At 64.1% G+C, this 19,685-nt stretch carries 19 protein-coding genes and 2 pseudogenes; 15 read left to right on the forward strand and 6 right to left on the reverse strand.

Annotated elements, in window-relative coordinates:
* Nucleotides 1-12: 12 nt before the first annotated feature.
* The 6 genes from AK81_RS04920 to AK81_RS04945 form a co-directional block, all read right to left on the reverse strand.
* The gene (locus AK81_RS04920; RefSeq protein WP_043197160.1) at nucleotides 13-2,817 is read right to left on the reverse strand and encodes a dermonecrotic toxin domain-containing protein; all 2,805 of its coding nucleotides are present in this window, start codon (nucleotides 2,815-2,817) and stop codon (nucleotides 13-15) included.
* Nucleotides 2,818-2,884: 67 nt separating this feature from the next.
* Complete coding sequence (locus AK81_RS04925) at nucleotides 2,885-3,085, reverse strand: hypothetical protein (RefSeq protein ID WP_043197162.1); 201 nt, start codon at nucleotides 3,083-3,085, stop codon at nucleotides 2,885-2,887.
* Entirely contained in the window at nucleotides 3,082-3,270 is a 189-nt protein-coding gene (locus AK81_RS30155) for a hypothetical protein (RefSeq protein WP_043197164.1), read from the reverse strand. Before AK81_RS30155 ends, AK81_RS04925 begins: the two co-directional genes overlap by 4 nt.
* 201 nt (nucleotides 3,271-3,471) lie before the next feature.
* On the reverse strand, nucleotides 3,472-6,156 hold the full coding sequence (locus AK81_RS04935) for a dermonecrotic toxin domain-containing protein (RefSeq protein ID WP_043197165.1): 2,685 nt from the start codon (nucleotides 6,154-6,156) through the stop codon (nucleotides 3,472-3,474).
* A gap of 69 nt (nucleotides 6,157-6,225) precedes the next feature.
* The gene (locus AK81_RS04940; protein ID WP_043197166.1) at nucleotides 6,226-6,567 is read right to left on the reverse strand and encodes an EscU/YscU/HrcU family type III secretion system export apparatus switch protein; all 342 of its coding nucleotides are present in this window, start codon (nucleotides 6,565-6,567) and stop codon (nucleotides 6,226-6,228) included.
* Complete coding sequence (locus tag AK81_RS04945; protein WP_043197169.1) at nucleotides 6,564-8,120, reverse strand: flagellar hook-length control protein FliK; 1,557 nt, start codon at nucleotides 8,118-8,120, stop codon at nucleotides 6,564-6,566. Before AK81_RS04945 ends, AK81_RS04940 begins: the two co-directional genes overlap by 4 nt.
* A gap of 266 nt (nucleotides 8,121-8,386) precedes the next feature.
* Here AK81_RS04945 and ccmA point away from each other — a divergent pair, with 266 nt between their 5' ends.
* The 15 genes and pseudogenes from ccmA to AK81_RS05020 all read left to right on the forward strand — a co-directional run.
* Nucleotides 8,387-9,019, forward strand: coding sequence for a cytochrome c biogenesis heme-transporting ATPase CcmA (ccmA, locus tag AK81_RS04950; RefSeq protein WP_043197171.1), 633 nt, complete (start codon nucleotides 8,387-8,389; stop codon nucleotides 9,017-9,019).
* Nucleotides 9,016-9,684 (forward strand): heme exporter protein CcmB, encoded by a 669-nt coding sequence (ccmB, locus tag AK81_RS04955; RefSeq protein ID WP_043197280.1) that lies wholly within the window; start codon nucleotides 9,016-9,018, stop codon nucleotides 9,682-9,684. Before ccmA ends, ccmB begins: the two co-directional genes overlap by 4 nt.
* A 46-nt stretch (nucleotides 9,685-9,730) precedes the next feature.
* Nucleotides 9,731-10,498 (forward strand): heme ABC transporter permease, encoded by a 768-nt coding sequence (locus AK81_RS04960; RefSeq protein WP_043197173.1) that lies wholly within the window; start codon nucleotides 9,731-9,733, stop codon nucleotides 10,496-10,498.
* Nucleotides 10,495-10,671, forward strand: coding sequence for a heme exporter protein CcmD (ccmD, locus tag AK81_RS04965; protein WP_012273475.1), 177 nt, complete (start codon nucleotides 10,495-10,497; stop codon nucleotides 10,669-10,671). Before AK81_RS04960 ends, ccmD begins: the two co-directional genes overlap by 4 nt.
* The gene (gene ccmE, locus AK81_RS04970; protein WP_043197174.1) at nucleotides 10,668-11,123 is read left to right on the forward strand and encodes a cytochrome c maturation protein CcmE; all 456 of its coding nucleotides are present in this window, start codon (nucleotides 10,668-10,670) and stop codon (nucleotides 11,121-11,123) included. The genes ccmD and ccmE overlap by 4 nt, the downstream gene beginning before the upstream one ends.
* Nucleotides 11,120-13,101 (forward strand): annotated as a pseudogene (locus AK81_RS04975) (heme lyase CcmF/NrfE family subunit). Before ccmE ends, AK81_RS04975 begins: the two are co-directional and overlap by 4 nt.
* Entirely contained in the window at nucleotides 13,098-13,634 is a 537-nt protein-coding gene (locus tag AK81_RS04980; protein WP_016498582.1) for a DsbE family thiol:disulfide interchange protein, read from the forward strand. The pseudogene AK81_RS04975 and the gene AK81_RS04980 overlap by 4 nt, the downstream one beginning before the upstream one ends.
* Nucleotides 13,631-14,107, forward strand: a complete 477-nt coding sequence (locus AK81_RS04985; RefSeq protein WP_043197175.1) for a cytochrome c-type biogenesis protein — start codon at nucleotides 13,631-13,633, stop codon at nucleotides 14,105-14,107. The genes AK81_RS04980 and AK81_RS04985 overlap by 4 nt, the downstream gene beginning before the upstream one ends.
* A complete protein-coding gene (gene ccmI / locus AK81_RS04990) occupies nucleotides 14,100-15,296 on the forward strand; it encodes a c-type cytochrome biogenesis protein CcmI (RefSeq protein ID WP_043197177.1) in 1,197 nt (398 codons plus the stop codon). The genes AK81_RS04985 and ccmI overlap by 8 nt, the downstream gene beginning before the upstream one ends.
* A 12-nt stretch (nucleotides 15,297-15,308) precedes the next feature.
* Nucleotides 15,309-15,725, forward strand: a complete 417-nt coding sequence (locus tag AK81_RS04995; protein WP_016488394.1) for a hypothetical protein — start codon at nucleotides 15,309-15,311, stop codon at nucleotides 15,723-15,725.
* A 245-nt stretch (nucleotides 15,726-15,970) separates the two neighbouring features.
* Nucleotides 15,971-16,909: a 2-hydroxyacid dehydrogenase gene (locus AK81_RS05000; protein ID WP_043197181.1), complete on the forward strand. Its 939-nt coding sequence runs from the start codon at nucleotides 15,971-15,973 to the stop codon at nucleotides 16,907-16,909.
* 51 nt (nucleotides 16,910-16,960) lie between these two features.
* Nucleotides 16,961-17,749 carry a PhzF family phenazine biosynthesis protein gene (locus tag AK81_RS05005; protein ID WP_043197183.1) on the forward strand — a complete coding sequence of 263 codons (789 nt, stop codon included), beginning with the start codon at nucleotides 16,961-16,963 and terminating at the stop codon, nucleotides 17,747-17,749.
* Nucleotides 17,750-17,932: 183 nt separating this feature from the next.
* The gene (locus tag AK81_RS05010; protein WP_043197185.1) at nucleotides 17,933-18,340 is read left to right on the forward strand and encodes a GFA family protein; all 408 of its coding nucleotides are present in this window, start codon (nucleotides 17,933-17,935) and stop codon (nucleotides 18,338-18,340) included.
* 121 nt (nucleotides 18,341-18,461) lie between these two features.
* Nucleotides 18,462-19,403: a DMT family transporter gene (locus AK81_RS05015; RefSeq protein WP_043197186.1), complete on the forward strand. Its 942-nt coding sequence runs from the start codon at nucleotides 18,462-18,464 to the stop codon at nucleotides 19,401-19,403.
* Between the two features lie 39 nt (nucleotides 19,404-19,442).
* Nucleotides 19,443-19,637, forward strand: a pseudogene (locus tag AK81_RS05020) (FKBP-type peptidyl-prolyl cis-trans isomerase); the annotation flags it as partial.
* Nucleotides 19,638-19,685 lie beyond the last annotated feature (48 nt).

Raw genomic sequence — 19,685 nt, forward strand, 5'->3', positions numbered from 1 at the left:
TACAAGCCTGCCTCAGGGCCTGGCCCACGAGCCATATGAGCCCACGCGGGCAACCCGGTTCAATGGCAGCAATTGCCGTTGCGCCGCCTGTATCGCCGGCAGGTCCACGAACTGATAGGCGTTGACCCGTGGCATGGCATACAGGTTGGTTACCTGGCGCATTACCCTTAGCACGGGCAAACGCTGATCGACCAGGTCGCTGAGCAGTTGCGGCCCGGTGAGGCGGCTGAGCGTGGTGGCGTAGCGGTAGAACCCCGCCCGATCGGTTTCACGCGAGGGCTTGCTGTCATAGAAGCCGGGTTCGCCAAGGTAGCGGGCGTGCATTTCTTCAAGGATGGCCCGCAGGGTGGGGTTACCCGGGTGACTGCCGATCATGCTGTTGTTGTACAGGCAGCGCATGTCCATGGTCTCGTTGGCCATGGGCGGGAACAGCAGCAGGCCGTCATCGGTGGTGCTCAGGTCAACGTCCCCCAACGCCTCTGCGGGCTCGCCCTGCGCTGCACCTTCAGGAGCGGCGGGGTGCTCGCCAGCGGCCAGCAGGCTATCGTCGATGTCCATGTACAGACCACCCTCGGCATCCAGCAACGCGTAGCGCAGGATATCCGACGCCGAAGCGTAGTTACGGGCCACCCCGCCATTGCCATCAATCGCGGCTGCATACTGCGTGTAGTTGTCGCCGGCCTTGAAGCGGGCATAGAAGGGCTGCTGCTCCAGCGGCAGCACACGCACTTGGGGGGCGCGTTCGGCCAGCAGACGCAGGTTTTCCTGGTAGGCCGTTGGCGTACTGGTGGAGAGGTAGAGGCGCAGCGTGTAGTCGCTGCCGCGAATGTGTTCGGCGTTGCGCGCGAGGTTGGCCAGCAAGGTGTCGTCGATTACTCGGTCGCCGACCCAGATGCTCAGTATCTGCCTGGGGATGGGGCGCAGCGTGGCGGCCGCAGGCAAGGGTAACTGCACGGGCAGCTGCAGGTCGATACCCAGCGCCCGCAGGGTGTTCGTGCGCATATCGTTGCTCACCGGGCGGCTGCCAACGGTCACCGGCACCAGATCGCGCGAGCCGGGGGCCGCCTGGAAATACGTCGGGTCGACTTCATTGAGGTCGCTTGCGCGCATGAACGCGTCCGCTTCAACGTCGTAGACCACATCGTCGAAATAGCCGCCGATCGACGCGCTCAGCGTGTCGGCCATGCCGTCGTAGCTGGGGGTTCTGAGGACTGCGCCGGCGACCAGCGAATCTGCGCCGGGCAAGGCTGCCGCAGGCACCGGAAGGTGAAAGTATTGCTCCACCTCTGCAGCCGCCGCCAAGGGCAGCTTTGGCGGGTCTAGTGGGCTCAAGGGGTAGCCAACTTGCTCGTTGATCCGGCTGGGTACGACGAAACCGTCATATTTGAAGCGGAACAGCGCGGGTGCCCGGGTTACCCCGGCGTGGATCAGCGGTGCGGCGTTGAGCAGGCCGAACACCGCGGTGCCCACACCTTCGGCCTTGGCCTGGGCATGCTTTGCATTGATGGCCTGATCCAGGCCCAGCCCGAACTGCGCGGCGCCAGCGGCGGCAAACAATGGCGCGAGCTCGGGTACCGCCAGCGCCAGCGGCGCCAGCAGGTTGATCGAGGCGTTCAGGTAACCACGCCACTTCGCTTTGGTCACTTCGCTGTCGCCAGTGACGATGAAGTCGGCATCGCGGTAGCTGCGCTGTTTGTGGCGCCTGGCCAAGGCCTGGAACAGCTCTTCACTGAGCGGCGGGCTGTAGGTACCAGGCTTGTAGTTGATGTAATCGCGGGGCGACCAAATGCCCTCGGTGGTGAAGCCTGGGCGGTTGCTGTCCAGATGGTAGGGCTGTGGATAGCAGCCCAGGCCGCTCAGGGCCGTGTGCAGGCCGCTGTAGCTCAACCCGTCCTCGCGGTCAGCGAGGGCGAAGTGCGCTTGCACGGCTTCGCGCTTGCCCGGGTCCTGGCACTGCTTGGCGAGCCAGTCCTGCATCTGTGCTTCATCGCTGAACTCATGCAAGGGCGAGGCATTGCCGGGGATGTACAGCAGGGTCAGCGCGCTGACGGTGTCATGCAGGCACAGCAGGTCTGTGCTGACGTAACCATAGACATTGAGCAGGCTGGCGCGAATCCGCGGCTTGCGGCTGGGTTTGCCGTTGGCACGCAGCGCCGGGCCTGGCCGTTCCAGCCCGGCAGCTTGCCAGGCCAGCCTGCGCCCGGCATCGCTGAGGCTGCCTTCGCTTACCTGTTTGTTGCAGGCGGTGATGAAGCTGATCTTCGCTGCCTTGCGGTAGGTGTCCAGGCCTTCGGCCCAGTAACGGTCCAGGGTGGCTTTGTAATGGTTGTGGAAATCCAGCTGCCAGATGAACGCCTGGAAGTCTTCGGCAGGCAGTTGCACGTGGGTGCGGGCACTGTAGTCGGCGTTTTCGGTCTGTCGGAACAGGCCGTTGTACACCGAGTACTCGGCGCCGTAGTGAATAAGGCCCTTGCCATGCAGGGCGCCGACGATGGTCAACGGGCCCTCGGGAAAATGGCCGCCCCAGGGCGCACCCAGCGCTGCGCCGATCAGGTTGTTGCTGGACTCACCCTGCCAGTTGGCCAGCACGGCCTGGGTCAGGGTCATCTTTTCTGTGACTACACCCACCCAGCCGCGGTCCGGGTCGAACTGGTAATGCAGGGTGACTGCGTCGGTGGCGTCCGGGTCCAGCGTCAGGCCGCGCGCGTCGGCCCAGCGGCGGATGGCGTCTGCGGCAGCCCGGTCCGGGCGCGGGAACGCCGCCAGGCTATCACGCACATACTGCACGCCTTTGTCATTGAGGTAGCGGGTATTCATGCTGTCTGCACCTTTGTCGGTCGAAGGCCGACAAAGGTGGTCCCAGGGCAGCCACGCAAGGGGCTAACTATGTATCGGGCTGCGGATCAGGCAATGCCCAACTATGTTGCTGACCCATGTGGGCGATGCGGTCCAGGGGGACCTGGTCGCGAAGTACCTCGCTGAACTGGCGCAGGTTCAACGTGGCGTGCAGGTCGTAGACCGGCGAGACCAGCAGGTGGCAGATTTCGCGCAGTTGCCTAAGCAACGGCAGCCGCTCGTCGATCACGTCATTGAGCGTGCCGGGGCCTCGACCAGGTTCATCTGCTGGCTGATGACCGCATTTTCCCGAAACCGGGTACGGCCCTCTCCCAGGGGGTCGAGCTGATAGTGGAAGGTGAGCACGTCGATCTCCAGCGGCGATTGCGCGATGCCTTGCGGCTCTAGCCACTTGCGTAGCGTCTGCTCGGCCATCTGGTCGGGGCGGGGGAGTCCTGCAGGGCCTGGCGAACCAGGCCGAGATTATCTGGTGGGATGTGGCGCATGCGGTGACCCCTTGTGAAGATGGAGGGGCCACAGGGCGCGATAACGGTACTGCCAAAGGTGTTAGATAGTGCTACCGCCTATTGGCCGTAAGTGCTTGGGCCGATGGCCTGGCACTGCAGGACGCCGACCTCAGGGTTTGCCCCAGGAGTGGTAGTTGCCGATTGTCACCACGCTACTCAGTGCCTGGTCGCTGTTGCGCGCCTGGGAAATGGGCAAGGCCAGGTTTTCCGTGAGCGCGCGATAAGTGGTCTGCGGAATCGACTCCAGCTTGCTTAGTTGCCGCAGGAACTGCAGCCTGGGTAGATGCCGAGCAACTATATCGTTTAGCAAGCCTGGCCCGGTCATCCTGCTCATTTCCCTGGCGTAGGCTGCGTAACCGTGGGTGCCTTCCAGCGGCCTGATGTCGTAGAACGACAGATTGCTGCGGTAGCGTGCGTCCATCTCTGCAGAAATTGCGAGCAGGGTCGGGTTGTTGGCATGGCTGCCGATCATGTTGCTGTTGTAGTCACAGTGCATGCCCAGCAGCTCGTTGTTCACAGGGCTGCCGAGGACCAGGCCTTCAGGCGTGGTTTTCAAGGTTACCGAGCTGATCATTGCGAAGTTGTCGGGGTTGTCTTCGAAGCTGCGCAGTGTGTCGTCGACGTCCATGTAGATTCCGCCCTCCGAATGGAGTAACGGGTAGCGCAGTATGTCGGAGGCAGACGCGAAGTTTGCCCCGTTGCTATCCAGTGCCTGGCGGTACTGATGGTAGAAGTCAGTTTGCTCGAAGGCCTCGTAGAAGGGCTGCTCTTCCAGGGTTTTGATCTGAACGTTCGAAGCAGCGGTCAGCTTTGCGCGGTTTTTCATGAAGGCTTTAGGGTTGGACTTCGACAGGTAGAACTCATAGGTAAAGCCCGTACCCTCAAGGCGGTTGGCATTGCTCGCGATGTTCTCCACCAGCTCATCGGGGATGCTTTTATTGCCGACCCAGATGCTGAGAATTTTCTTCGGCAGTGGGGCTGCTTCCGAGCTGTTGACCACAGGCACACTCAGCGGCAGTTGCAGGTCAACGTCCAGGTTGCGCAGCGTGTACATGCGCATTGCATTGCTGGCGCCACGCGTGGCCGGGTTGACCTCATACAGTTCGCGCGTGCCCGCGGTTACCTGGTAGTAGTTGGGCAGTACTTCGTTGGCATCCTCCTGGAGGATGAAGGCATCGTTTTCTGTGTCATACACTACTTCGACTTCGTTGCCGTCGTTGAGCGCCAGCAGCGGATTGGTACCCGTTGCGCGATTCAACGGGCCCCTGGCGATCCGCGTTGCTTCCACAGGTGGCTCGGCTGGCACGAAAAAGTCTGCCAGTATTTCTTCAGGTAGCCGGGGAGGGCTGTTGGGGCTCAGCGGGTAGCCCCACTGATCGTTCAGGCGCGTGGGCAGGACGAAGCGCGAACTTTTGCCTGGGAAGAGCATGCGGGGGCGACTTGCGGGCAGCGAGGCCAACGGCGCGGCATTAAGCAGGCCGAAGGCGATGTTGCTCACGCCGTAGGCTTTGTCTTCTAGCGTCTTGCCGTTGATCGCCTGATCGATTCCCAGGCCAAACTGCGCGACACCGCCCGCTGCCAGCAGCGGAATCAGCTCGGGAACCACCAGGGCCAGCGGTGCCAGCAGGTTGATCGACGCCACCAGGTAGCCGCGCCAGCGAGCCTTGGTCACCTGTGCATTGCTGGTGATGATGAAGTCGGCATCGGCATAGCTGCGTTCGCGTTGACGTTGTGTGAGGGCTGCGAACAGATCACCTTCGAGTAACGGGCTGTACTGCTCGGCCTTGTAGTTGATGTACTCGCGGGGGTGCCAGGGGCTGTCGACGGTGAAGCCAGAACGATTGGGCGATCGATGGTGAATCCCCGGGTAGGCGCCAAGGCCGTCCAGCGCGGTATCCAGCCCACTGAAATCCAGGCCATCGGGGGTGTCGACCAGCTGGAAAAACTGGCGCAGGCGCAGGCGTTTTTCGTTGTCGCGGCACTGTTCGGCGAACCAGTCTTGCATGGCTGCCATGCGGTCGAATTCATGCAAGGGCGATGCATTGCCTGGCAGGTACAGGAGTACTTCTGGCTGTGCCTGGTCAGTGATGCAGATCAGGTCGGTGGCAGCGTAGCCGTAAACGTTCAAAGGCCTTGCCTGCAAGCCGGGTGCTTTCGCCATCAGCCCCGCAACTTGCCAGGCCATCTGGCGGCCTGCATCGCTCAATGAGCCTTCCTCAACCTGCTTGTTGCAGGCGGCCATGAAGCTGATTTGCAGCGACTGGCGGTGCGTCTGTGTAGCGTGTTGCCAGTAATCGTCGAGCATGCCGACGAAGCGGGTGTGAAAGTCCAGATCCCAGATGAACTGCTGCATGGCCTCGACGTCGACCGGCAGATGTGTGCTGCTGTCGTAGCGGGCCGGCGTAGTCCGGCGAAACAGACCGTTGAACACCGAGAACCGGGCGCTGTTGTCAAGCTCCCCCAGCTCCGGCAGGCGCTCTACGATAGCGATCGGGCCATCTGGCAAAGTGCCTGCCCAGTGGCCCGGCAGCAACTGGCCGATCAGGTTGTTGGCTGTTTCACCCTGCCAGTCTGAAAGCATCGCTTGGGTAAGTGAAAGGCGCTGAACGATGACTGCCTGATTGCCGCGGTAGTGCAGGGTGACTACGTCGATCTGGTCGGGGTCAAGGTCATGGCCCCGCTGCGCCAGCCATTGGTGGATTTCACGGCTGGCTTCGCGGTCAGGGCGGGGGATATGGCTCAGGTGGTCGCGAACGTATTGCACGCCCGCGGTGTTGATGCGGCTTGTGGACATGGTGTTTACCTTGCTCATTGACGGGAATGGCAAGGCTGAACGGCTGACGCCGACTGCGGTGGTAGATAACTACCGGTGGTTGGCGGGTGGCAGCAGCGGGGTTACCGGAGTGATGTCGCGCGGCGCCTGGGCTTCGTCGCTGAAACCAGCGGGCACCTTGCCCCGCAGTTGCCAGGCGAAGGCGATGATCTCGGCGATGGTGAGGTACAGCGCTTCGGGAATCTGTTCGCCCAACTCCAGGCGTGCCAACAGGCGCACCAGCTCGGCGTTTTCGTAGATCGGCACCTCATGCTCGCGGGCCAGGGCCAGGATCGCCTCGGCCAGCGCATCGTCACCCTTGGCGCTGAGGGTAGGGGCCTGTTGGCCGTCGTAGGTCAGGGCAATGGCCTGACGCGGTGGTTTCTGTGTCATGCGTTTTCGTCTACCCAGCGTTGCTCCACCCGTGTGCGCGGGCCTTGAGGGGGAATGCCCGGGTGGCATTCCAGGTCGCCAACGTCCAGGCCGCGATCCAGCAGGCGCTGGCGCAAGGCACCGAGCTGGCTGTCGATCAGCCTGGCGGTCTGTTCGCGCTCTGCCCACAGATGCCCGCTCAGGCGGCCTTGGCTGAACTGTGCCTGCACTTGCAACGGGCCGAGGGGCGACAGATCGAAGGCCAGCTCGATGCGCCACAGGGCTTGCAGCGGGTCTTGCGCCTCGTGCTGGCGGTCGGCCTGCTGTCGTGGGGTTTCTTCGCGCTGGAGTTTGACCTGCAGCGGGATGAACTCCTGGCCGTGACGGATCGGCACTTCGGTCTGCCAGGTGGTCTGCAGGTTGCCGTTTTCCAGCGTGCCGGTTTGTTGCAGACTGCTCATGGCATGGCTTTGCAGCCGCGAGATGGCCGCAGCGGCCAGGCGCAGCAGTTGTTGCAGGTCGCCTTCGTCCTCCATGGCCTTGAGCAGGCGCGAGGGCAGGGGGAACGCCCCTGGCTGCGGTTTGGGGCTGACCCGTTCGAGCATGCCCAGCGCGCTGCGGGCCAGTGCCGGCATGGTCACCGCAAGGCTGGCAGGCGCCAGGTTGGGCGTGCCGGGCGCGCTGGCCGGGGCCTGGGTGATCAGGCGCAGCAGGTGTGCCTTCAGGTCAGTGGCCACGCTGGCAGGAAAGCCGCCCAGCAGTTTCGCTTCCAGGAAGGTGCCGCTGTTGTTCAGGGCCTGGGCCACGGCCTTGGCGTCGCCCAGTTGGCGGGCGTCTGGCAGGCCGGCCAGCAGGCGCTCGGCGCTGGCGCGCAGGTCGCCATCGACGCCCGGGTCGCGGGTGAGCTGTTGCAGGGCGTTGAGCACGCCGGGGAGCGAGGCCTGGCGGTTTTGCTGGGTCAGCAGTTGCTGGGCAATGTTGAGCTGGTCCTGCCTGCCGCTAAGCGGCACGAAGCGCAGCGACTGGTCGCCCTGCACCAGCGCGCTGAGCAGGCTGCCAATGGCCAGTGGGCGCGGGCTGTCGATGCTCAGGGTGGCGCCGGCCTGGGCACTGTTGAGCAGGCTGACCAATGCCCGGTAGGCCGCAGGTTGGCCGGGCGCTTGGGGTAATGCCTGGTTGGTCAGTACTTTGCCTTGCAGCAGGGTCCCTACGGGCACTTTGCTGGTGTCCAGGCGAGTGAGGGTGGAGATCTGGCTGGCATTGGCTTGCTGCAGCATGATCGCCAGGCGATTGCTTTCGGTCTGGCTGACGGTGATCTGGCTGCCTTGGGGCAGGGGCTGGCTGGCGTTGGCCTGCAGTTGGGTCTGCACGCCGTTGGCCTGTATCAGGCGCAGCACCAGCTGAAACTCCTGGCCCGTCTGGCGCAACGACACGACTTCGACCTGCGCGGTCTCGCCGGGCGCCAGCAGGCCGGGCTGCGCCTGGATCAGGCGCAGCAGTTCGCCGGTCATGCCAGCCTTCATGGCTTGGCTGTTGATCGCGGTTTGTGCGCCGAGACTATTGATTTCAGTCATGATTGTATACAACCTGTCGAACCCGGCCTCTTGGCAGCGCGGTGGCGCGTGTAATAATGCCGACCGCCCGTGGTTGCCAGTATAACGGCAGCGCGCGGGGCGACTTGAGACACAAGGGTTCTGGAGCGGCGTCGCCTGCTTCGCGGGCTTGCCCGCTCCCACAGGTTCAGCGCAGCTTTCAGCAACTGCACGAGACCTTGTGGGAGCGGGCAGGCCCGCGAAACAGGCGACGCCGGCCCGAAGCCCTACAAAGATAAGGCGAAACCGTGACCCTTCACCTCCAAGCCGCAGGCCTGGCCTGCGAGCGCGACTGGCGCCTGCTGTTCGAGCAGCTCGATTTCGAGCTGGGCGCCGGCGACATGCTGCAGATCAGCGGCCCCAACGGCAGCGGCAAGACCAGCCTGCTGCGGCTGCTGGCCGGGTTGATGCAGCCGACCGCCGGGCAGATTTTGCTGGGCGGCAAGCCATTGGCCGAGCAGCGCCATGCCCTGGCCAGCATTCTGCTGTGGATCGGTCACGCCGCGGGCATCAAGGACCTGCTCACCGCCGAGGAAAACCTCACCTGGCTGTGCGCTTTGCACCAGCCGGCCAGTCGCGAGGCGATCTGGGCGGCGCTGGAGGCCGTCGGCTTGCGCGGTTTCGAAGACGTACCCTGCCATACCCTGTCGGCCGGCCAGCAGCGTCGCGTGGCCCTGGCCCGTCTGCACCTGGCCAGCCCGCCGCTGTGGATTCTCGACGAGCCGTTCACTGCCCTGGACAAGCAAGGCGTAGCGCAGCTCGAAGCGCACCTGGCGGCCCACTGCGAGCAGGGCGGCACGGTGGTGCTGACCACCCACCATACGCTGGAACGCAAGCCCTCCGGTTACCGTGAACTGAACCTGGGGCAATGGGCGGCATGAGCGTATTCATCCTGTTGTTGCGCCGCGAAGCGCGCCTGCTGTTCCGTCGTCCTGCCGAGCTGGCCAACCCGTTGGTGTTCTTTGCCATCGTCGTGGCCATGTTCCCGCTGGCAGTCGGCCCGGAAAGCCAATTGTTGCAAACCTTGTCGCCGGGCTTGGTCTGGGTAGCGGCACTGCTGGCAGTGCTGCTGTCGCTGGACGGCTTGTTCCGCAGCGATTTCGAGGATGGCTCGCTGGAACAGTGGGTGCTGTCGCCGCACCCGCTGGCGCTGCTGGTGCTGGCCAAGGTGCTGGCGCACTGGATCTTTTCCGGGCTGGCGCTGGTATTGTTGGCGCCGCTACTGGCGTTGATGCTGGGGCTGCCGAGCCATTGCCTGCCGGTGCTGCTCGGCTCCCTGCTATTGGGCACACCGATATTGAGCTTGCTCGGTGCGGTGGGCGCAGCACTGACGGTCGGTCTGAAGCGCGGTGGTTTGTTACTGGCGTTGCTGATTCTGCCGTTGTATATCCCTGTATTGATCCTGGGCAGTGGTGCGTTGCAAGCGGCGTTGCAAAATATGCCCGCAACCGGCCACCTGCTCTGGCTCGCCAGCCTGACGGCCCTGGCCGTTACCCTGGCACCCTTTGCGATAGCGGCCGGCCTGAAGATCAGCGTCGGTGAATAACGAGTCCCGGGCTTTCAAGCCCGGCAAATACCCTGGATGTACCCTGATGAAAATAAGCTGGACGTGGTTCCACAAGCTGGGCTCCCCGAAATGGTTCTATGCCATCAGCGGCCGCATGCTGCCATGGCTGGCCGGCGCTGCCGTGCTTCTGTTGCTGGTCGGTATCACCTGGGGCCTGGCGTTCGCCCCCCAGGACTACCAGCAAGGCAACAGCTTCCGCATCATCTACATTCATGTGCCGGCGGCAATGCTGGCGCAGTCCTGCTACGTGCTGCTGGCAGTCGCCGGGGTAGTTGGGCTGGTGTGGAAGATGAAACTGGCCGACGTCGCCCTGCAATGTGCCGCGCCCATTGGCGCCTGGATGACCGCCGTGGCGCTGGTTACCGGCGCCATCTGGGGCAAGCCGACGTGGGGCAGCTGGTGGGTGTGGGACGCCCGCCTTACGTCCATGCTCATCCTGCTGTTCCTGTACTTCGGCATTATTGCGCTGGGCCAGGCAATCAGTAATCGTGACAGTGCGTCCAAGGCCTGTGCGGTGCTGGCGATTGTCGGCGTGGTCAACATCCCGATCATCAAGTACTCGGTGGAGTGGTGGAACACCCTGCACCAGGGCGCCACCTTCACCCTCACCGAAAAGCCGGCGATGCCCGCCGAAATGTGGCTGCCGTTGCTGTGCACGGCGTTGGGTTTCTACTGTTTCTTCGGCGCCGTGCTGTTGCTACGCATGCGCCTTGAAGTGCTCAAGCGCGAGGCGCGCGCCAGTTGGGTCAAGGACGAAGTGTTGAACAGCCTGGGGCGGAGGGCCGCACAATGAGCTTTGCCACCTTCGGTGATTTTCTCGCCATGGGCCACCATGGCCTGTACGTGTGGTCGGCCTATGGCATCTGCCTGGCGGTGCTGGCGCTGAATGTCGCCGCGCCGCTGCTGGCCCGTCGTCGCTACCTGCAAGAAGAGGCGCGCCGTTTGCGCCGGGAGAACAACCAGTGAATCCGCAGCGCAAGAAACGCCTGTTGCTCATCGTCGGCCTGCTGGTCGGTGTCGGGGTTGCCGTCGGCTTTGCCTTGAGCGCATTGCAGCAGAACATCAACCTGTTCTACACGCCCACCCAGATCGCCAATGGCGAAGCACCGCAGGACACCCGCATCCGTGCTGGCGGCATGGTCGAGAAAGGCTCCGTGCAGCGCTCTTCCGACTCGCTGGACGTGCGCTTTGTGGTCACCGACTTCAACAAGTCGGTGCCGATCACCTACCGCGGCATCCTGCCCGACCTGTTCCGCGAAGGGCAGGGCATCGTCGCCCTGGGCAAGGTCAACGCCGAAGGCGTGGTGGTGGCCGATGAAGTGCTGGCCAAGCACGACGAGAAGTACATGCCGCCCGAGGTGACCAAGGCCCTGAAGGAAAGCGGCCAGGCCGCTACCGGCACGGAGGGCAAGCCATGAACGCAGCGCTGGTAATCCCCGAACTCGGCCAACTGGCGATGATCCTGGCCATCTGCTTTGCCGCCGTGCAGGCCAGTGTGCCGCTGCTCGGCGCCTGGCGTGGCGACAGCCTGTGGATGAGCCTGGCGCGGCCGGCGGCGTGGGGGCAATTCGCCTTCCTGGCCTTTGCCTTCGCCTGTTTGACCCATGCCTTCATGACCGACAACTTCTCGGTGGCCTATGTGGCCAGCAACTCCAACAGCGCCTTGCCCTGGTACTACAAGTTCAGCGCCGTGTGGGGCGCCCACGAAGGTTCGTTGCTGCTGTGGGCGTTTATCCTGGGTGGCTGGACCTTTGCCGTGTCGGTGTTCTCGCGTCAGTTGCCGCAGGTGATGCTGGCCCGCGTGCTGGCGGTGATGGGCATGATCAGCGTCGGCTTCCTGAGCTTCCTGATCATCACCTCCAACCCGTTCCAGCGCCTGCTGCCGCAAGTGCCCACCGACGGCCGCGACCTCAACCCGTTGCTGCAGGACTTTGGCCTGATCGTTCACCCGCCGATGTGGGCTACGTGGGCTTCTCGGTGGCCTTCGCCTTCGCCATTGCCGCCTTGCTCGGCGGCCGCCTGGACGCTGCCTGGGCGCGCTGGTCGCGGCCCTGGACCATCGTCGCCTGGGCCTTCCTGGGGGTCGGTATCACCCTGGGCTCGTGGTGGGCCTACTACGAGCTGGGCTGGGGTGGCTGGTGGTTCTGGGACCCGGTGGAAAACGCCTCGTTCATGCCCTGGCTGGTGGGCACGGCGCTGATCCACTCGCTGGCGGTGACCGAAAAGCGTGGGGTGTTCAAGAGCTGGACCGTGCTGCTGGCAATTGCCGCCTTCTCGCTGAGCCTGCTGGGTACCTTCCTGGTGCGCTCGGGCGTGCTCACCTCGGTGCACGCCTTTGCCGCCGACCCGTCGCGGGGCATTTTCATCCTGTTCTTCCTGCTGTTCGTGGTGGGTGGTTCGCTCACCCTGTTCGCCCTGCGCGCTCCGGTGGTAAAGAGCCAGGTCGGCTTCGCCCTGTGGTCGCGCGAGACGCTGCTGCTGGCCAACAACCTGGTACTGGTGGTGGCCGCGTCGATGATTCTGCTCGGCACGCTGTACCCGCTGGTGCTTGATGCGCTGACCGGGGCCAAGCTGTCGGTGGGGCCGCCGTATTTCGATGCCTTGTTCCTGCCGCTGATGGCTCTGCTGATGGTGGTCATGAGTGTGGGCGTGCTGGTGCGCTGGAAGGACACCCCGGGCAAATGGCTGGTCAGCATGATGACCCCGGTGCTGATCGGCAGTGCCATCCTTGCCCCGGTCGCCGGGTTTATCGTTGACGACTTCGACTGGCCAACCCTCACCGCCTTCGCCCTGGCGGCCTGGGTGGTGCTCGGCGGGCTGCGTGACATTCTCGACAAGACCCGTCACAAAGGCCTGCTCAAGGGCCTGCCTGGCCTGGGCCGCAGCTACTGGGGCATGCAACTGGCGCACCTGGGCCTGGCGGTGTGTGCGCTGGGCGTGGTGCTGTCGAGCAACAACAGCGCCGAACGCGACCTGCGCATGGCCCCGGGCGAAAGCGTGGAGCTGGGGGGGTATCACTTCCTGTTCCAGGGCGCCAAGCACTTCGAGGGGCCGAACTTCATCTCCGACAAGGGTACCGTGGTGGTCAGCCGTGATGGCCGTGAAATAACCACCCTGCACCCGGAAAAGCGCCTGTACACCGTGCAGCAGTCGATGATGACCGAAGCCGGCATTGACGCCGGCTTTACCCGCGACCTGTACGTTGCCCTGGGCGAGCCGCTGGAAAACGGCGCCTGGGCCGTGCGCGTACATATCAAGCCTTACGTTCGCTGGATCTGGCTGGGCGGTCTGCTGACCGGCCTGGGCGGGTTGCTGGCGGCACTCGACCGGCGCTACCGCGTCAAGGTCAAGACCCGGGTGCGTGATGCCCTGGGCGTGTCTGGAGCAGCTGCATGAAGCGTTGGATCATGGTAGTCCCCCTGGCAGTGTTCCTGCTGGTGGCGGTGTTCCTCTACAAGGGGCTGTTTCTCAAGCCCGACGAGCTGCCCTCGGCAATGATCGGCAAACCGTTCCCGGTGTTTTCCCTGGCTTCGACCCAGGGCGACCGCACCCTGACCCAGGCCGACTTGCAGGGCCGCCCGGCCCTGGTCAACGTGTGGGCCACCTGGTGCCCGTCGTGCAAGGTCGAGCACCCGTACCTGAACCAGCTGGCGCAGCAGGGCGTGGTGATCCACGGTGTCAACTACAAGGACGACAATGCCGCCGCGCAGAAATGGCTGGCCGAGTTCCACAACCCCTACCAGCTGGACATCCGTGACGAGCAGGGCAGCCTCGGCCTGGACCTGGGGGTGTACGGCGCGCCGGAAACCTTCCTGATCGACGCCAAGGGCATCATCCGCTACAAGCACGTGGGCATTGTCGATGCCACTGTCTGGCGTGAGCAGCTGGCGCCGCTGTACCAGGGCCTGGTCGACGAGGCCAGGCCATGAGGCGCTGGCTGGCAGCTGCCGTGCTGGGCACGAGCCTGGCCGGCGTGGCCAACGCGGCCATTGACACTTACCAGTTCCGCGACGACGCCGAGCGCGAGCGCTACCAGCAGCTGACCAAGGAACTGCGTTGCCCCAAGTGCCAGAACCAGGACATTGCCGACTCCAACGCGCCGATTGCTGCCGACCTGCGCCGAGAGATCTTCCGCATGCTTGGCGAAGGCAAGAGCAACCAGCAGATCGTCGACTTCATGGTGGACCGCTATGGTGACTTTGTGCGCTACAAACCGGCGCTCAGCGGGCGTACCTGGCTGTTGTGGTTCGGCCCAGGCATCTTGTTGGCTGGTGGTTTCGTGGCGCTGGCGGTGATCGTGCGCCGACGCCGTGGTATGGCTTTGCCGGGCAACAACGAGCTTTCTGCCGAAGAACGCGAGCGACTCGCCAAACTGCTGGAAAAAGAACAGACCCATGATTGAATTCTGGCTTAGCGCGGGCCTGCTGCTGCTCGCCGCCCTCAGTTTCCTGCTGATCCCGATCCTGCGTGGCCGTGGCCGCCAGCAGGAAGAAGACCGCACCGCCCTGAACGTGGCCCTGTACCAGGAGCGCGTCGCCGAACTGGCCGCCCAGCAGGCTGCCGGTGTACTCGACGAGGCGCAGTTGACCAAGGGCCGTGACGAGGCTGCCCGCGAGCTGCTGGCCGATACCGAAGGCGCCGAGGCTCCGCGCCAGGGCCATCTGGGCAAAGCCCTGCCGCTGCTGGCTGCCGTGCTGGTACCGCTGATGGCGCTGGGGCTGTACCTGCATTTTGGTGCGGCCGACAAGGTGGCGCTGACCCAGGAGTTCGCCGAGGCGCCCAAATCGATGGAAGAAATGACCACGCGCCTGGAGCGTGTGGTGCAGGCCCAGCCGGAGTCGGCAGAGGCCCTGTACTTCCTGGGCCGTGCCTACATGGCCGAGCAGCGCCCGGCCGATGCTGCGCGCACGTTCGAGCGGGCGGTAGCCCTGGCTGACCGCCAGCCCGAGTTGCTGGGCCAGTGGGCCCAGGCCCTGTACTTTGCCGCCGACAAGCAGTGGAGCCTGCAGGTGCAGGCACTGACGGATGAAGCGCTGAAGGCCGACCCCAATGAGGTGACCAGCCTGGGCCTGCGCGGTATTGCCGCCTTCGAGGGCGAGCGTTACCAGGAAGCCATCGACTACTGGAAGCGCCTGCTGGCGCAGTTGCCGGAAGGCGATGCATCGCGTGATGCCCTGCAAGGCGGCATCGACCGCGCTGCCGAACGCCTGGGTGGGCCGGCAGGGCAGGCCGCAGAGCCCGCGCCGGTGGCTGCGCGGCTGAAAGTGCGGGTGGAACTGGCGGCGGCACTGAAGGACAAGGTCAAGCCGGACGACACGGTGTTCATCTTCGCGCGCGCCAGCAATGGCCCGCCGATGCCGCTGGCAGCCAAGCGGGTGACGGTGGCGCAGTTGCCGATCGAAGTGGAGTTGTCCGATGCTGACGCGATGATGCCGCAGATGAAACTGTCGCAATTTGCCGAAGTCCAACTGGTTGCACGTGTTTCCCGCGCTGGCCAGCCTACCCGCGGCGAGTGGATTGGCCAGGGCGCGCCGTTGCCCAGCGCCACCCAGGCGACCCAGCACCTGACCATCGACAGCCCAGACCCGTAAGAGAGCACAGCCATGCACAGCACCGTCCGCCTGACCCTGATCACCCTGGCCCTGGGTTTGTCTGCGTGTACGGTGCATCAGCCGTATGAACAGCCGGCACCCCCGATCGAGCGCGTGCCGCCGCAAGGGCCGGTGGTCAAGCCGTTGCCGGGTGGGCAGCCGTCCACCCAGCCGAGCAAACCGGCGGCGATACCCAAGCCGATGCCGCGCACCTCGGCCAGCTTTGCGCCACCACCTGGCGGGGCGAGCCACTGGGACCCCAAGCTGGGTGTGTATGTACTGGAGAAGCAGCCCAATACCTTCTACCGGCAGCGTACGTACTATCGGTTTGATAACGGCTGGAGCTGGTCGCTGAGCCCGAATGGGCCTTGGCAGGATACTGACAGCAGTGGTGTGCCGGGTGGGTTAGGGCGAGCGTTCGCCCAGTAACGCTGCATCGGCATCGGCATCGGCTTTTGCTTTTGCTTTTAAGCGCGCGGAAGCTCAGGCGACGCAGATTGCGACTTCAGGAGGCCTGCGTTCGGCCTCCTGAAGTCGCGACGATCAAGATCAAGATCAAGATCAACGGCTACAGCGGAGCGGAGCAGCACAGTACAGTTTTGCCTTGTAATTTCAATTGACTGTACTGGCTGGTGACTCCGCATAATGGCGCCTCGAATTGACCCGGAGGTGGCATGCGCAAGACAGTCCTGGTGCTGGTGGAAACCGTCAATGATTACCTGCCGCTGCTAGAACAGGCCGGTTACCTTCTGATCCGCGCCCCCTCGCCACAACTGCGCGCCGACGCCATCCAGCGCCACGCCAGCGAAATCGATGCCGTGCTCACGCGCGGCCCGCTGGGCCTGACAGCCGCCGAAATCGACGCGTTGCCCAACCTGCAGATCATCTGCGTGATCGGTGCTGGCTACGAGCAGGTCGACCTGGTTGCCGCCGCCGCCCGCGGCATCACCGTTACCAACGGCGCGGGTGCCAATGCCAGCGCAGTCGCCGACCACACCCTGGCGCTGTTGCTGGCGCTGCTGCGCGATATTCCCCGTGCTGACGCCAGCACCCGCCGCGGCGAGTGGAACCGGGTAATCAGCCCGTCGGTGAGTGGCAAGCGCCTGGGCATTCTTGGCCTGGGGGCGGTGGGGCAGGCCATTGCCACGCGCGCCAACCTGGGCTTCGACATGCCCGTCAGCTACCACAGCCGCACCCCGCGCGAAGGTGTGCCTTACACCTGGTACGACAGCCCGCTGCACCTGGCCGCTGCCGTCGACATCTTGGTCGTGGCCACCCCCGGTGGCGCCAATACCCAGCATCTGGTCGATGCCAAGGTACTGGAGGCGCTGGGCGGCAAGGGCTATCTGGTGAATATCGCCCGGGCCAGCGTGGTCGACACCGCCGCCTTGGTGGCCGCCCTGCAGCAAGGCAAGCTGGCCGGCGCCGCGCTCGACGTGTTCGACGACGAACCGGCGGTGCCTGATGCCCTCAAGGCCTTGGCCAACACCGTGCTCACGCCCCATGTGGCCGGCCAATCGCCGGAGGCTGCGCGCGATACCGTGACCCTGGTGCTGCAAAACCTGCAGGCGTTCTTTGCCGGTGAGCCAGTACTGACCCCGGTGCGCCAGTAACCCCTTTCCAGATATCTGCCTGGCAACGCCTGGGCAACAAGGAGTGTGTGCATGCAACTCGAAATCTTCCAGGTCGATGCATTTTCCGCTGAACCGTTCGGTGGCAACCCGGCGGCGGTAATCCCGCTTGAAGCCTGGCTGCCCGACGATGTGCTGCAGCGCATTGCCGAAGAAAACAACCTGTCGGAAACCGCCTACTTCGTGCGCAAGGGCGAAACCTTCGACCTGCGCTGGTTCACCCCGACCGTGGAAGTTGACCTGTGCGGCCACGCCACCCTGGCGTCGGCTTATGTGCTGTTCGAGCAGCTGGGAGAGCAGGTGCAGGTGCTGCGCTTCAACACTCGCAGCGGCGAATTGCGCGTCAGCCGTGGCACCGACGGGCTGCTGGCCATGGACTTCCCGGCCAAGCAACCGGCCACAGTGGAAACCCCGGCGGGCCTGCTGCAAGCGCTGGGCCTGAGCCAGGCACAGGCGGTGTACCGCAGCGATGACTATGTAGTCGTGATCGATGACGCCCTGTTGCTCGACACACTGAAGCCGGATTTTGTGGCGCTGTCGGCCTTCGACGTGCGCGGCATTGCCGTGACGGCGGCAGGGCGTGGCTTTGATTTCGTCACCCGCTGGTTCGGCCCACGGGTTGGTGTGAACGAAGACCCGGTCACCGGCTCGGCACACACCTCGCTGGCGCCAGTGTGGGCTGAGCGCCTGGGCAAGCAGGTGCTGAGCTGCGAGCAGGGCGGGGCACGCAAAGGCCAGCTGCTGTGTGAAGTACCGGGCAATGGCCGGGTGATCATCAGCGGGCGAGCGGCGTTGTACCTGCGCGGTACCGCATACATCTAAGGGAGTGCACGGATATCTGTGGGAGCGGCCTTGCGTCGCGATTGGGCTGCAAAGCAGCCCCCCGGATTCAGCAACAGCGCGATATTCGGGGGCCGCTTTGCGGCCCAATCGCGACGCAAGGCCGCTCCCACAAAGAGCTGGCATCTATAATTGCTGGCCCAATCCTCGCTAAAGGAGCCAGCCATGGCCATGGAAAAACAAGGCACCTGTCTGTGCGGCGCCACCACGCTCAAGGTCACCGTCGACAACACCCATATCAGCGCCTGCCATTGCAGCATGTGCCGCAAGTGGACCGGCGGGCCGTTGCTGGTGGTGCATTGCAGCCAGCCACCGGTGATCGAAGGGTGTGCTCCCAGCGTCTACGACTCGTCCGACTGGGCCCAGCGAGGCTTCTGCGGCCAATGCGGCACCCACCTGTATTACCGGCTGAAGGCCAACGACTTCCATGCGGTGCCGGTCGGCCTGCTGGATGGGGACCAGGCATGGGATTTCGATCTGCAGATTTTTGTCGAGCAGAAGCCCGCCTGGTACTGCTTCGCCAACCAGACCAAAGAGCTGACCGGCCAAGAGGTGTTCGAGCAGAACAGCTGATAGCCGTCTGTCGATACGTGTAGGGCTCATTCCTCCCGGGAATGCCACCATGCGCATTCATCTTTTGCCCGACACGCCGCATGCAGGTAGCCTGCGCCCATCTTGAAACAGGAGCAGACACGTGAAACGCGGTGTGATGTACGCCGGCATGGCCGGTGCGTTATGGGGCATGGTGCTGATGGTTCCAGAGCTGCTGCCCGAGTTCAACCCGATGCTGCTGAGCAGCGTGCGCTACCTGATGGTCGGGGGGATCTCGCTGCTGCTGGCGCTGCCCATGGCGCGCCAGTTGCGCCAGCTCACCGCAAGCGATGCGTGGATGCTGCTGCGCTTGGCAGTGATCGGCAACCTGGTGTACTTCGTCTTTCTGGTGGCGGCGATCCAGCGGCTGGGTGTAGCCCCGGCCTCGCTGATCGTTGGTGTATTGCCGCTGACCATCACCCTGTACGGCCGCAACGACAGCGGCGCGGTGCCCCTGGCGCGGCTGGTCGGCCCGCTGGCGCTGATTCTTGCTGGCATGCTGTGCATCAACCTCGAAACCTTCGCGTTTGCCCCCGGCGATATCGGTGACAAGCTGATGGGCCTGTTCTACGCGCTGGCTGCCCTGGCCTGCTGGACCTGGTACGCAGTGCAGAACAGCCGCTACCTGAAACAGTGCGGCCATTTCGACAGCCATCAGTGGTCGGTGCTGTGCGGGGTGATGACGGGCCTGGCCAGCCTGTTGATGGTTGCAGGCCTTGCGCTATGGCAGCCACAACAGTTGCAGGTGGAGGCGCCAATGTCGCGTTGGTGGTTGTTCTGGGCCGCCAGCCTGGCTTGCGCGGTTTTGGGTTCGTGGCTGGCCATGGCGCTGTGGAACGCCGCATCCAAACGCCTGCCGTTGACCTTGAGCGGGCAACTGATCGTGTTCGAAACCCTGTTCGCGCTGTTGTATGCCTTTGTTTGGCGTCAGACCGGGCCGAGCCTGCTGGAAGCCACGGCGATCGTGCTGGTGGTGGGCGGTGTGCTGTGGTCGATGCGCCAGCATGAAACGCCACGTGAGCTTGCCAAGCCGGTGCATTCCTGAGAAAAAGGCGGCTTTGTTTTTAAGCGTTGGAGTGTGCCCATGAGCCAAGAACTACAGATCATCGACCTGGTCGAGGGTGAAGGCAAAGCCGCCGTCAAAGGCGCCCTGATCACCACCCAGTACACCGGCTGGCTGGCCGACGGCAGCGAGCTCGACTCATCCTGGTCACGCGGCAAGCCGTTCCAGTGCGTGATCGGCACCGGTCGGGTGATCAAGGGCTGGGACCACGTTCTTTAAATGTGACCCTATGGGCTGGTATGCTCGCCCGCCCTTAGGAGACCG

This window comes from Pseudomonas putida W15Oct28, from assembly GCF_000708715.2.
Taxonomy (GTDB): domain Bacteria; phylum Pseudomonadota; class Gammaproteobacteria; order Pseudomonadales; family Pseudomonadaceae; genus Aquipseudomonas; species Aquipseudomonas putida_R.